General features: G+C 49.0%; 9 protein-coding genes. 7 read left to right on the plus strand and 2 right to left on the minus strand.

Annotated elements, in window-relative coordinates:
• The 3 genes from HMPREF0673_RS14830 to HMPREF0673_RS13070 form a co-directional block, all read left to right on the plus strand.
• The coding region (locus HMPREF0673_RS14830) for a hypothetical protein (protein WP_007903405.1) at positions 1-243 on the plus strand (243 nt) is incomplete at its 5' end.
• A gap of 300 nt (positions 244-543) precedes the next feature.
• The gene (locus HMPREF0673_RS13065; RefSeq protein ID WP_007903407.1) at positions 544-2,961 is read left to right on the plus strand and encodes a TonB-dependent receptor domain-containing protein; all 2,418 of its coding nucleotides are present in this window, start codon (positions 544-546) and stop codon (positions 2,959-2,961) included.
• Positions 2,962-3,036: 75 nt separating this feature from the next.
• Positions 3,037-5,511 carry a bifunctional UDP-N-acetylmuramoyl-tripeptide:D-alanyl-D-alanine ligase/alanine racemase gene (locus tag HMPREF0673_RS13070; protein ID WP_007903408.1) on the plus strand — a complete coding sequence of 825 codons (2,475 nt, stop codon included), beginning with the start codon at positions 3,037-3,039 and terminating at the stop codon, positions 5,509-5,511.
• Positions 5,512-5,633: 122 nt separating this feature from the next.
• Here the strand turns inward: HMPREF0673_RS13070 and HMPREF0673_RS13075 are convergent, their stop codons facing one another.
• Together HMPREF0673_RS13075 and HMPREF0673_RS13080 are read right to left on the minus strand one after the other, a co-directional pair.
• Positions 5,634-6,716, minus strand: a complete 1,083-nt coding sequence (locus tag HMPREF0673_RS13075; RefSeq protein WP_007903409.1) for a YeiH family protein — start codon at positions 6,714-6,716, stop codon at positions 5,634-5,636.
• Positions 6,717-6,822: 106 nt separating this feature from the next.
• Positions 6,823-8,259: an amidophosphoribosyltransferase gene (locus HMPREF0673_RS13080; protein ID WP_007903410.1), complete on the minus strand. Its 1,437-nt coding sequence runs from the start codon at positions 8,257-8,259 to the stop codon at positions 6,823-6,825.
• A 238-nt stretch (positions 8,260-8,497) separates the two neighbouring features.
• On the opposite strand from HMPREF0673_RS13080, the gene HMPREF0673_RS13085 reads away from it, so the two are divergent.
• The 4 genes from HMPREF0673_RS13085 to HMPREF0673_RS13100 all read left to right on the plus strand — a co-directional run bounded on the left by HMPREF0673_RS13085 (position 8,498) and on the right by HMPREF0673_RS13100 (position 12,620).
• Entirely contained in the window at positions 8,498-9,367 is an 870-nt protein-coding gene (locus tag HMPREF0673_RS13085; protein ID WP_007903416.1) for an electron transfer flavoprotein subunit beta/FixA family protein, read from the plus strand.
• On the plus strand, positions 9,367-10,389 hold the full coding sequence (locus HMPREF0673_RS13090; RefSeq protein WP_007903418.1) for an electron transfer flavoprotein subunit alpha/FixB family protein: 1,023 nt from the start codon (positions 9,367-9,369) through the stop codon (positions 10,387-10,389). Before HMPREF0673_RS13085 ends, HMPREF0673_RS13090 begins: the two co-directional genes overlap by 1 nt.
• A 41-nt stretch (positions 10,390-10,430) precedes the next feature.
• Positions 10,431-10,811 carry a four helix bundle protein gene (locus HMPREF0673_RS13095; RefSeq protein WP_007903420.1) on the plus strand — a complete coding sequence of 127 codons (381 nt, stop codon included), beginning with the start codon at positions 10,431-10,433 and terminating at the stop codon, positions 10,809-10,811.
• Between the two features lie 102 nt (positions 10,812-10,913).
• Positions 10,914-12,620 (plus strand): acyl-CoA dehydrogenase family protein, encoded by a 1,707-nt coding sequence (locus HMPREF0673_RS13100; RefSeq protein ID WP_007903421.1) that lies wholly within the window; start codon positions 10,914-10,916, stop codon positions 12,618-12,620.
• The last annotated feature ends 243 nt before the right edge of the window (positions 12,621-12,863 follow it).

Here is a 12,863-nt window from a genome sequence, read left to right on the forward strand (position 1 = left end):
CATCTTTTCGATGAGCCAAGGACAGCTCATGTTTCTTTCGAGGGTAACGACAATGCATCTTATAACTGCAACATCATAAGACATAATGCCAAACTCATAAATAGGGAAGATGGCAACTATTTTATGGCTACAGCCACTGTGAGCACACAGGGACAAAATACCCCAATATTGCAACAGTACATGAAAGCCGATGTCAGAATCATCGTCAGCAATAAAACGTTATGGCAACAGGTATTCGGATAAACTATATCCGAATACCTGCTGTTTGTTTTTGGATGCATATTGTGTTGGTAAGCATCAGATTTTACGCAAAAGTTCTAATTTCCATAAAATTCCTCTTGTAAATCATTGGATATTTAGAAAAATATCGTATCTTTGTCACCGAATTAAGGCGTTCTTTGCATATTGCAAAATACAGAAACGAGCAGAAGTCCGCTCGTTTCCATATTGTTACCTATATTATGTAGGCAAACGCCCAACTTCTTGATATTCAATCAAAGTCCAAATTAGAGCGAGTTAGTTTTATTAACCTATTTTTTTGTTATGGCAGATTTTAAAGAGAGGCTATTACCGGTTGGCAATTTTATTGCAAAAATGCTACTGTTTTGTGTAGGCATAAGTTTTGCGATGTCTGTGAATGCTCAAGAAAGCATCGGTGGAAGAGTGTTAGACGAACAAAAACAAGGACTTGATGCAGCTGTCGTCATGCTGGTATCTCTGCCAGAGAATGTTCTAATAGAGACAACCGTAACAGATAGTACTGGGTGTTTTCATTTGCCAGTTCATAAAGGTGAGTTTCTTTTATGCATAAGGACCTTGGGTTATAGGGAGATAAAGAAGAATATAACCATAACAGGTCCTACCGCTATTCCGAACATCTATTTGGAGCCTGACGAGATTTCTCTGCAAGATGTTGTAGTCACAGCACGGAAGTCACGTCCAATGACAACTTCTTCGAACGGCAAGATTCATATTAATGTTGCCCAATCATATCTTACAGACATCGGAAATGCTTTAGAGGTTCTGAAGCATTCTCCAGGCGTTTCCGTAAATAACAAGGGTGAAATATCCTTGGCTTCGCTTGGTGGAACAGCCATATATGTTAATGGTAGAAAAGTAATGCTGCAGGGAGACGAGTTGTCAACTTATCTCCGCTCCATGTCTTCTGAGAAAATATCACAAATAGAAATATCCCATAACCCGAATGCAAGTTTTGGGTCAGAGGGTGCTGGCGGTGTAATAAATATTATTCTTAAAACATCTGAAACATCTGGTTTTTTCGTAACGACATCACATAGCGTTGGTTATTGGGAAAATCTAAAACAGAATTCTGATTTCGCTATTTCTTATAATACTAACAAATGGCAATTGGGTCTGAACTATAATCATAGTTTAGGACACCATTCGATGGATTATGGTTACGAAAAGGTTCAAAATGGAGACAAGAATATTTCAGAGACGACAGATACAGACAAACGAAACACTTATTCTGCAGGCATTGATTTTTCATGGCAACCTAATCAAAAGAACAAGCTTTTTATGAACAGCACTGTAAATGTGCTTGTTGGTCCAGGAGAGACTGAGACAACAACAGAAATCTATCAAGGAACAAATCTGTTGGATAACATACTCAAAGCACGTAACAATTATATTGAACAGAAAAACCTCCAATATAGCAACAACGTGAATTATCAGTATAGACCATCATCAAAGATGCAGTTCTCGTTTTCGGCAGATTGGACTCATTTTGATGGCAATGCTCGTTGCGAGCAGCCTAATGAGTACTTCTCTGCGACCAATATGCCTATACGTTCCGATCTTTTCTATTCTGAGCCAGATAAAGACATTGATATCTATGCGCTTCTTGCAGACTATAAATACAACCCGAATGCTCAGAACGAAATACTTGCAGGTGTCAAGACTACTCTTATCAATAGTAACAATACGTTTCTCTTCAAGAAGAATGGTGCAATAGACACACAACGCTCAAACAACTTCTATTACGAGGAGAAAAACCTTGAGGCTTATGCTCAATACACTCATTCTTGGAATAAAATCGAGTTGAGTGCAGGACTGCGTATGGAGTATATGCACACATACAACAGACTCAAATCGCAAACGAATCAAGATTCTGAGACAAACAAGCAGAGTCATTTTCGATTGTTCCCAAATCTGAGTGCTTCATATACAATAAATGAAAAGAGCAAAATCGCTCTGCTATACAGCAGAAGACAGGACAAACCCCGTTATGAAGACCTGAATCCATTTGAGTATCTGCTTGACGAATTGACTTATTGGAAAGGTAATCCGTTCCTCGAACCTCAAATAAGCAATAAGATTATGCTTTCCTATACATTAGGAAACTTGTCTTTGAATCTATATTACAACAAACTCAACGATTATTTTACATCAATTACTGACGTGTATGGTGAGAACAAAACAGTCATGACGACGAAAAATATAGGCAAACAGCAACAAATAGGTCTTGATGCCATATTCTCAAAACGCGTGGCTTCTTGGTGGCAGTTCAGTGCAAATGCAGGATTATACTACTTTATGAATAAACTGGATTACGAAACATATAAACATGAATACAAGCGTCCATCCTGCTTCTTGTCTGCAACCAACAGTATTTTCCTGCCTGCCGGTATCACCCTTGAAGTATCAGGAAGGTACTATTCGAAGCGACAAGGTGGAAGCTATGAAGTGAGCAAGTCAACTGGAAGTGTAGATGTTGACCTTAACAAGAGTTGGCATGATGGACGTATGCGTCTTTCTCTTTTGATGACAGATATCTTCCATACTGAGCGTTGGGACAGCTATGGCATAAAGGATGCTTTGAATATTTCGTCTTGGGGCCATGGAGAAAGTCGTAAAGTTATGCTACGATTCAGTTATAGCTTCGGAAAGCAAAAGTTTGAAAAGGTGGACAAGAATATCGAAGAATTAAATCGATTGTAATATTTTTATGATACTTTCTGCTTGTATCTGCGAGAAAATAAGTAAGTTTGCACCCGAAAAATATAGTACGGAAAAATGACTTATACTATTGAAAAGGTAACAACGCTCATTGGAGCCCACCGCTTTGGCACAGCAGATGCCAATATCGGGTTCCTCCTTACTGACAGCCGATCGCTCTGTTTCGCAGAGGAGACATTGTTCTTCGCTTTGAAATCGGGACGCAACGACGGTCACAACTACATTTATGACCTCTACCGCCGCGGAGTGCGCAACTTCGTTGTAGAGGATGTTCCTGCCGACTATAACACAACATACGCCGACGCAAACTTCTTGAAAGTGGAGAACTCGCTTGTCGCCCTGCAGCGACTCGCCGAGCGTCACCGCGAGGAATACGACATACCTATTGTGGGCATCACGGGCAGCAACGGAAAGACCATCGTGAAGGAATGGCTCTACCAGTTGCTTTCGCCGGAGATGAATGTGACGCGCTCGCCGCGCAGCTATAACTCGCAGATAGGCGTGCCGCTCTCCGTATGGCTGCTCAACGAGCAGAGCCAAGTGGGTGTGTTCGAGGCTGGCATCAGCGAACCGGGCGAGATGCAGGCTCTGCGCGGCATCATACAGCCTGACATCGCCGTGCTCACGTTCATTGGCGACGCGCATCAGAAGAATTTCTCGTCGTTGGAGGAGAAGTGCCGCGAGAAGGTGGTGCTCTTCCACGACACGAAGACTATCGTCTATTGTAAGGATGACGAGGTGGTAGACCGCGTGGTGCGCAGCGTAGGCTACAAGGGCGAGAACCTCGCGTGGTCGATGAGCGATCGCTCGGCTGCGCTCTTCGTGGAGAGCGTTGAGAGGAAGGGGCTTACGTCTACTATACATTATATATATAACGGGGAGACGGGCGAGTATGTGCTGCCGTTCATCGACGAGGCATCGGTGCGCAACTCTGTTACGACGGCTGTTGTGGCGCTGTATCTCGGACTCTCGCGCGAGCGTCTTGCCGAGCGTATGGCGTCGCTCGAACCGGTGGCGATGCGCCTCGAGGTGAAGAAGGGACAGAGGGGTTGTACGCTCATCAACGACTCGTACAACTCGGACATCAACTCGCTCGACATTGCACTCGACTTTATGAGTCGTCGACCAGATCACAAGGGACGCAAGCGCACGCTCATACTCAGCGACATCTATCAGACCGGTGAGCCGCTCGACGTGCTCTACAAGGAGGTGTCAAACCTCTGTGTGCAGCGCGGTGTGGAGAAGATAATAGGCATCGGTCCGCAGATTATGGAGCATGCCGACCTGATAGAGGTAGGGGAGAAGTACTTCTTCCACGACGTAACGTCGTTCATACACAATAAGGTGTTCGAGTCGCTCAGCGACGAGGTGATACTCATCAAGGGCGCACGCCGCTTCGGTTTTGACAATATCACTGAACTGCTTGTGCAGAAGGTGCACGAGACCATTCTTGAGGTGAACCTCTCGAACGTGGTGAAGAACTTGAACTTCTACCGCTCGTTCATGCGACCGGAGACGAAGCTTGTGTGCATGATAAAGGCGGACGCCTACGGAGCAGGTGCGGTGGAGATAGCGAAGACGCTGCAGGATCATCGCGTGGACTATCTTGCAGTGGCTGTAGCCGACGAGGGCGTGACGCTGCGCAAGAACGGCATTACGTCGAACATAATGATTATGAACCCAGAGATGTCGGCATTCAAGACTATGTTCGACTATGACCTCGAGCCCGAAGTCTACTCGTTCAGACTGCTCGACGCGCTCGTTCGCGAGGCGCAGAAGGAGGGCATAAGCAATTTCCCTGTACACATAAAGCTCGATACGGGTATGCACCGCCTCGGCTTCGACCCCGACAAGGATATGCCGGAGCTGATAGATCGCCTGCAGCACCAGTCGGCAATCGTGCCGCGCTCGGTGTTCTCGCACTTTGTGGGCAGCGACAGCGACTCGTTCGACGAGTTTTCGGCTCATCAGTTTGAGCTGTTCGACCGCGGTAGCAGTCAGCTCTGTGCGGCGTTCCCGCATAAGATTCTGCGCCACATCGACAACTCGGCAGGCATCGAGCACTTCCCCGAACGCCAGCTCGATATGTGCCGACTCGGACTTGGACTGTACGGCTACGACTCGCGTGACAACTCGATGATAAACAATGTGACGACGCTGAAGACAACGATTCTTCAGATACACGATGTGCCAGCAGACGAGACAGTGGGCTACAGCCGACGCGGCAAGCTCTCGCGCAACTCGCGCATCGCAGCGATACCTATCGGCTATGCCGATGGTCTGAACCGCCATCTCGGCAACCGTCACGGTTTCTGTCTCGTAAACGGCAAGAAGGCTGAGTACGTGGGCAACATCTGCATGGACGTGGCGATGATTGACGTTACGGATATCGACTGTGCAGAGGGCGATCAGGTTGTCATCTTCGGCGAAGAACTGCCTGTGACTACGCTCTCAGATGCCATCGACACCATACCGTATGAGGTGCTTACGGGCATCAGCAACCGCGTAAAGCGAGTTTACTATCAGGACTAAATTGTAGAAACTGATACAGATTGTAGATGCTGATATAATTTGCATCTAATATAGATTATAGGAACTAAAACAAAAAAGCGGAGGCATCAGCCCCCGCTTTTTTGTATACTATACTTTAGTTTTTAAATCCAGAAGATATAAGCCAGACTTATCAGGCTGATGCTTATCCATAGCATAACGCCCTGCACAAGCGGCTTCAGACCTACGCAGCGTAGCGTCTCGCGCGTCAGCGATGCTCCGATGAAGAAGAGCGAGAGCGTGATGAGGTTCTTCGCGAGCTTGTTCACGGCTCCGCTGAACTGTGTGCCGATTTCGGCAGCCGCGTCGCCGATGAGTGCGGCGTTGCTCAGCACGTATGTGTTGAACAGAATGGCTACGACGAACCATATTATGAAGCGCGGCACGCAAGAGTACCAAGGCTTCGTTGCGCCGTCGGCTGCAGCAAGCTGCTTGCGGAAGAAGAACGGCGTGACGAGTGCCAGCACTACGATCCAGAGTGCACGTGTCAGCTTGATGGTCGTAGCCACCTCCAGTGCGCTCACGCCCTGCTGAGCCACAAGCTCGGGATGCATCTGGTCGTAAGCCGCACCGGCTCCAACCACCGACGACGTGTCGTGTATGGCTATCGCCGCCCACATGCCGAACTGCTTCATCGTCATGCTAAGTGCGTCGCCGATAGTGGGGAAGAGGAACAGTGCAATGCCGTTGAGCACGAACACCACGCCCAACGCCACCGACATGCTTTCAGCCTTGGCACGTATTATCGGACCAACCGCAGCTATCGCCGAACCGCCGCAGATGGCTGTTCCCGACGAGATAAGATAGCTCGTCTGTGTGTCTACGCCCAGCAGTTTTCTGCCCAGCAGCCATCCGAGCGCCAACGTTCCGAACACGCTGGCTATGGTGAACACCATGCCCTCAGCACCCGATGCGAGCGCCTTGTCTACGTTCATGCCGAAGCCGAGACCTATAACGGAGTACTGCAGCATCTTCTTCGACATCGTCTTGTTGAAATCGGGGAACGCCTTGCCCAACAACAGTGCGAAGGCGAAGCCAATGGCGAGAGCAATCGGTGACGACACCCAACCGGCAACCCAACTGAAGCCACCCAGATCGAGGTGAAACACTTCTACGGCGAAGCTCAGCAGCAGCGAGATGCCAAGCACGGCTACAATAACGATGTAGCAGAGTTCTTTCTTTTTCATTATTTGTGTGTTTGTATTTTGAAGATACGAAAAAATCCGTGTCGCTGTTCATGTTGCGAAACGGATTTTTTCACTTTATATTATTGTTGTATTTTGTTCAGAACGCTTATTCGTCAGCCTGCTCCTCAAGCGTGTACTGGCTCGAACCGTCGAAGCAGTGGGTACATACCTGGCACTTCGGCAGTCCGATGGCCTTGATGAGCTGCTCAATGGTGTTGAACTTCAGTGAGGTGAGTCCCAACTGCGAGCGTATCTCCTCAACCATGCGTTTGTACTGCGGCGAGTCGGTTGTGGCGTACTTCTCGAGGTCTTTGTTGGCATCGCCCTCAAACTTCTCGATGATGCGGCGTGTGATGAGTTCCATCTCGCTCTTCGACGATGTGAAGCCGATGAACGGACAGCTGTAGACGAGCGGTGGACAGGCGATGCGCATGTGGCACTCCTTCAGTCCTGCCTTCTCGTACAGCACGTGTACGTTGTCGCGCAGCTGCGTGCCACGCACGATTGAGTCGTCGCAGAACAATACACGCTTGCCGTTGAGCATAGCCTTGTTCGGTATGAGCTTCATCTTGGCTACGAGCGAACGCATCGACTGGTTGGACGGTGTGAACGAGCGCGGCCATGTCGGAGTGTATTTGGCTATGCAACGCTGATAGGGCACACCCTTGCCTGCAGCGTAGCCCATCGCCATGCCCGTACCTGAGTCGGGGATGCCAGAACAGCAGTCTATCTCCACGTCGTCGGTCTTTGCGAGATAATAGCCGTTGTCGAAGCGAGCCTTCTCCACGTTCTTGCCCTCGTAGGTAGAGGTGGGGAAGCCATAGTAGACCCAAAGGAATGAGCATATTTGCATCTTTTTGTTGGCAGGGCGTATCTGTGTCATGCCATCGGCGGTGAGTTTCACAATCTCGCCAGGTCCGACGTTGTAGCACTCCTCGTAGTCGAGGTTCGGGAACGATGACGACTCGCTTGAGGCGGCATACGCCCCGTCCTTCTTGCCAATAATAATAGGTGTGCGGCCCCATGCGTCGCGAGCGCAGATGATAGAATCCTCGGTGAGAATCATCATTGTGCATGAGCCTTTTATGTGATGAAAGACATTCTCTATACCTTCGCGGAATGTCTTGCCTTGAATAATGAGCAAGGCAACGAGCTCGGTTTGGTTTGTGGCACTTTGAGAGAGTTCGGCAAAGTGCATGTTTTTCTCAAGCAATTGTTTGGTGATTTCCTCAAGATTTGCAATCTTTGCTACGGTGCAGATTGCGAAGCGTCCGAGGTGCGAGTTGATGATAAGCGGTTGTGCGTCAGTGTCGCTGATTACGCCTATACCCGCTGTGCTACCTTCGAACCGGTCGAGTGTAGGTTCGAACTTTGTCCTGAAATACGAGCTTTCCAAATTGTGGATAGAACGTGAGAACCCTTTCTCTTTACTGTACATGGCAAGACCGCCACGACGAGTACCGAGGTGTGAGTTGTAATCGGTTCCGTAGAAAACATCTGCTACGCAGCTTTTCTTGGAGATGGTGCCAAATATGCCTCCCATAAGAATGATGTGTTTTGAAAATTTGTGATGCAAAGTTACGTATATTTAGTGAAAAATCTGCGCTTTCGGCTTGAAAAAACTCACTTCGGGGTGTTATTTCTTGATATAATTAAGGTGCAAGGAGTAGGTGAAAGTGCATTTTTAGAGTTCTTAATTTGGCTGATTAACATAAAGTTATTACTTTTGCATATCATTTAAAAAATGGAAAATTAACTATAATTTATTACTAATTATAACTATGAGTTTGAAAATTGTTGTACTTGCCAAGCAAGTACCCGACACACGAAATGTCGGCAAGGACGCAATGACAGCCGAAGGTACTGTCAATCGCGCTGCCCTACCGGCAATCTTCAACCCCGAAGATTTGAACGCGTTGGAGCAGGCTCTGCGTCTGAAGGAGCAGAATCCGGGTTCAACAGTAGGTATTTTGACAATGGGTCCTCCGCGTGCAGCAGAGGTTATTCGCGAGGGTCTCTACCGCGGTGCAGATACAGGATGGTTGCTTACCGACCGTTTGTTTGCAGGTGCCGACACACTCGCTACATCTTACGCTTTGGCTACAGCCATCCAGAAGATTGGCGACGTGGACGTAGTGATCGGTGGTCGTCAGGCTATTGACGGCGACACAGCGCAGGTTGGTCCGCAGGTGGCTCAGAAGCTCGGCTTGTCGCAGGTGACATACGCTGAGGAAATCCTCAAGTGCGAGGACGGCAAACTCACCATCCGTCGCCATATCGACGGCGGTGTAGAGACCGTTGAGGCTCCGATGCCGCTCGTAGTTACAGTGACTGGTTCTGCGGCTCCGTGCCGTCCGGCTAACGCCAAGCTCGTCATGAAGTACAAGCGTGCCACAGCTCCTATGGAGCGCAAGCCCGAGGATAAGTACAACTATCTCTACGAGGAGCGTCCTTACCTCACACTCAACCAGTGGACCGTTGCCGACGTAGACGGCGACCCGCAGCAGTGCGGTTTGAGCGGTTCGCCTACAAAGGTGAAGGCTGTCAAGAACATTGTGTTCCAGGCTAAGGAAAGCAAAACCCTCACCGGCTGCGATGCCGACATCGAGGGCTTGGTAAAGGAATTGTTGGACGAAAAGATTATTGGATAATGAACAACGTATTTGTATATTGCGAGATAGAAGGCACTCAGGTTCAGGAAGTGTCTCAGGAACTTCTCACCAAGGGCCGCAAGCTCGCCAACCAGCTCGGCGTAGAGCTGAACGCTGTGGTTGCGGGTACTGGTATTAAGGGCAAGGTGGAAGATCAGATTCTGCCTTACGGCGTTGACAAGCTCTTCGTCTTCGACGCTGAGGGCCTCTTCCCTTACACATCGGCTCCTCATACCGATATCCTTGTGAACCTCTTCAAGGAGGAGCAGCCGCAGATAGCGCTTATGGGTGCTACAGTTATAGGTCGCGACCTCGGTCCGCGTGTTTCTTCTTCGCTCACAAGCGGTCTTACAGCCGACTGTACAGAGCTTGAGATAGGCGACTACGACGACAAGAAGAGTGGCGTTCACTACGACAATCTGCTCTATCAGATTCGTCCGGCTTTCGGTGGCAACATCGTGGCTACCATCGTCAACCCTGAGCACCGTCCGCAGATGGCTACCGTGCGCAGCGGTGTGATGCAGAAGGCTCTCTACGAGGGCGAGGCAAAGGGCGAGGTGGTTTACCCGGACGTAGCCAAGTACGTGCCCGAGGCAGACTTCGTTGTGAAGGTGCTCGACCGCCACGTTGAGGCTGCAAAGCACAACCTCAAGGGTGCTCCTATCGTTGTGGCTGGTGGCTACGGCGTAGGCTCTAAGGAGAACTTCGATATGCTCTTCCAGCTTGCCAAGGAGCTTCACGGCGAGGTTGGCGCAAGCCGCGCTGCCGTTGACGCTGGTTGGTGCGACCACGACCGTCAGATCGGTCAGACCGGTGTAACTGTTCACCCGAAGGTGTACATCGCATGCGGCATCTCTGGTCAGATACAGCACATCGCCGGTATGCAGGACTCTGGCATCATCATCTCTGTGAACAACGCCCCGGATGCTCCTATCAACAAGATTGCCGACTATGTAATCACCGGCACCGTTGAGGAGGTACTTCCGAAACTCATCAAGTACTATAAGGCAAATAATAAGTAGTTAAGAATTCAGTAGTTAAGAAGTTAAGCCATTTGTTTTTTATGGGACAAACTTTTCAAAATATTTTGGCATGGCAGAAAGCTTATGATTTTGTATTGGATGTATACAAATATACAAAATCATTTCCTGAATCAGAGAAATATGGGTTAATATCCCAATTTCAACGTGCAGCCGTTTCTATTATTGCAAATATTGCGGAAGGCTATAAGAAAATTGGCAAAGCAGATAAACTTCGTTTTATGAATATTTCTCAAGGCAGTCTCGAAGAATGTAGGTGTTACGTAATATTATCACGAGATTTGGGATATATAGATAATGACGTCTATAATATTCTTTATTCAAAAATAGAGGAAGCGAGCAAACTTTTAAATGGTTATTGCAAAGCAATGCTTAATTCTAATTTTAGTAATACATTGGAATAACATTACGGAACATGATAAGAAGAGCTGCATATATTATAAGAAGGTCTGCATATGGCTTAACTTCTGACTCCTTAACTCCTTAACTCCTAAAAAATAAAAACAATGGCTAACTTTTATACCGACCATCCGGAGTACGATTTCTATCTTAATCACCCGGAAATGCAGCGCGTAGTAGAGCTCAAGGAGCGCAACTTCGCCGACAAAGATAAATATGAGGATGCGCCCGTCGACTTCGAGGACGCTATCGAGAACTATAAGCGTGTGCTCGAGATCACTGGCGACATCGCTGCCAACATCATCGAGCCGAACTCTGAGGACGTAGACCTCGAAGGTCCGCACCTCGTAGACGGACGTATGCACTACGCATCGAAGACCTACGACAACATCGAGGCTACACGCCAGGCTGGTTTGTGGGGCATCTCTATGCCTCGCCGCTACAACGGCTTGAACATGCCTATCACTCCGTACTCTATGGCTTCGGAGATTGTTTCGGCTGCCGATGCCGGCTTCCAGAACATCTGGTCGCTGCAGGACTGCATCGAGACTCTCTACGAGTTCGGTTCAGAGGAGCAGCGCCAGAAGTACATCCCGCGTGTCTGCGCTGGCGAGACAATGTCAATGGACCTTACAGAGCCTGACGCAGGTTCCGACCTTCAGCGCGTAATGCTCAAGGCTACACAGGACGAGGACGGCACATGGCGTCTGAACGGTGTGAAGCGATTCATCACCAACGGCGACTCTGACATCCACCTCGTGCTCGCACGCTCTGAGGAAGGCACACGCGACGGCCGCGGTCTGTCGATGTTCATCTACGACAAGCGCGACGGCGGCGTAACAGTACGCCACATCGAGCACAAGCTCGGTATCCACGGCTCACCTACCTGCGAGCTTGTTTACAAGAACGCAAAGGCAGAGCTCTGCGGCTCTACACGTCTCGGACTCATCAAGTACGTAATGGCTCTCATGAACGGCGCACGTCTCGGCATCGCCGCACAGTCGGTAGGCATTAGCCAGGCTGCTTACGACGAGGCTCTGAAGTACGCTCGCGAGCGCAAGCAGTTCGACACAGCCATCGTTAAGTTCCCGGCTGTTTACGACATGATTGCACGCATCAAGGCTAAGCTCGACGCCGGTCGTTCTATCCTATACCAGACAGCACGTTACGTAGACATCTACAAGGCTCTTGAGGACATCTCTCGCGAGCGCAAGCTCACACCCGAGGAGCGTGCAGAACTGAAAAAGTACTCGCGCCTTGCCGACGCGTTCACACCGCTAGCTAAGGGTATGAACTCGGAGTATGCCAACCAGAACACATACGATGCTATACAGGTACACGGCGGTTCGGGCTTCATCATGGAGTACAAGTGTCAGCGCCTCTATCGCGACGCACGTATCTTCTCTATCTACGAGGGTACGACACAGCTGCAGGTGGTTGCCGCTATCCGCTACATCACCAACGGCACCTACCTCGGCATCATCAAGGAGATGCTCGAGAAGGAGGTTGCAGAGGAGTTGCAGCCGCTGAAGGTTCGCGTCGTTGAGATGGTGAAGCTCTACGAGCAGGCTCTCGATTACGTGAAGGAGGCTCAGGACCAGGAGGTGCAGGACTTCCTCGCACGCCGTCTGTACAACATGACTGGCGACATCGTTATGTCGCTCCTCATCCTCGAGGACGCTACACGTTCGGCAGAGCTCTTCTCTAAGAGCGCTAACGTATACGTTCGCATGGCTCAGGCTGAGGTTACGGCAGAACATGTGTACATCATGAACTTCGTAAAGGAAGACCTTCCGAGCTTCCGCGCTGAATAAACGAATGTATTATAAATAATAGAAAAGGGTATGCAGATATGCATACCCTTTTTTGTTGTTTACATGAAAATATCTACCATATCTTCCAGTTCTTGTGTAGACGCTTGTTTATTAATAACTTAGGAGGGTATGGCATCCTTGCCATACCCACGCAGCCCTCATGCTTGTGCATCTTTCTGCTGCACACCCACGCCGCTAAGGCATACTTAAGGCTAATTGCGTGGGTATGGCAGGGATGCCATA

Source organism: Leyella stercorea DSM 18206, assembly GCF_000235885.1.
Classification (GTDB): Bacteria; Bacteroidota; Bacteroidia; order Bacteroidales; family Bacteroidaceae; genus Prevotella; species Prevotella stercorea.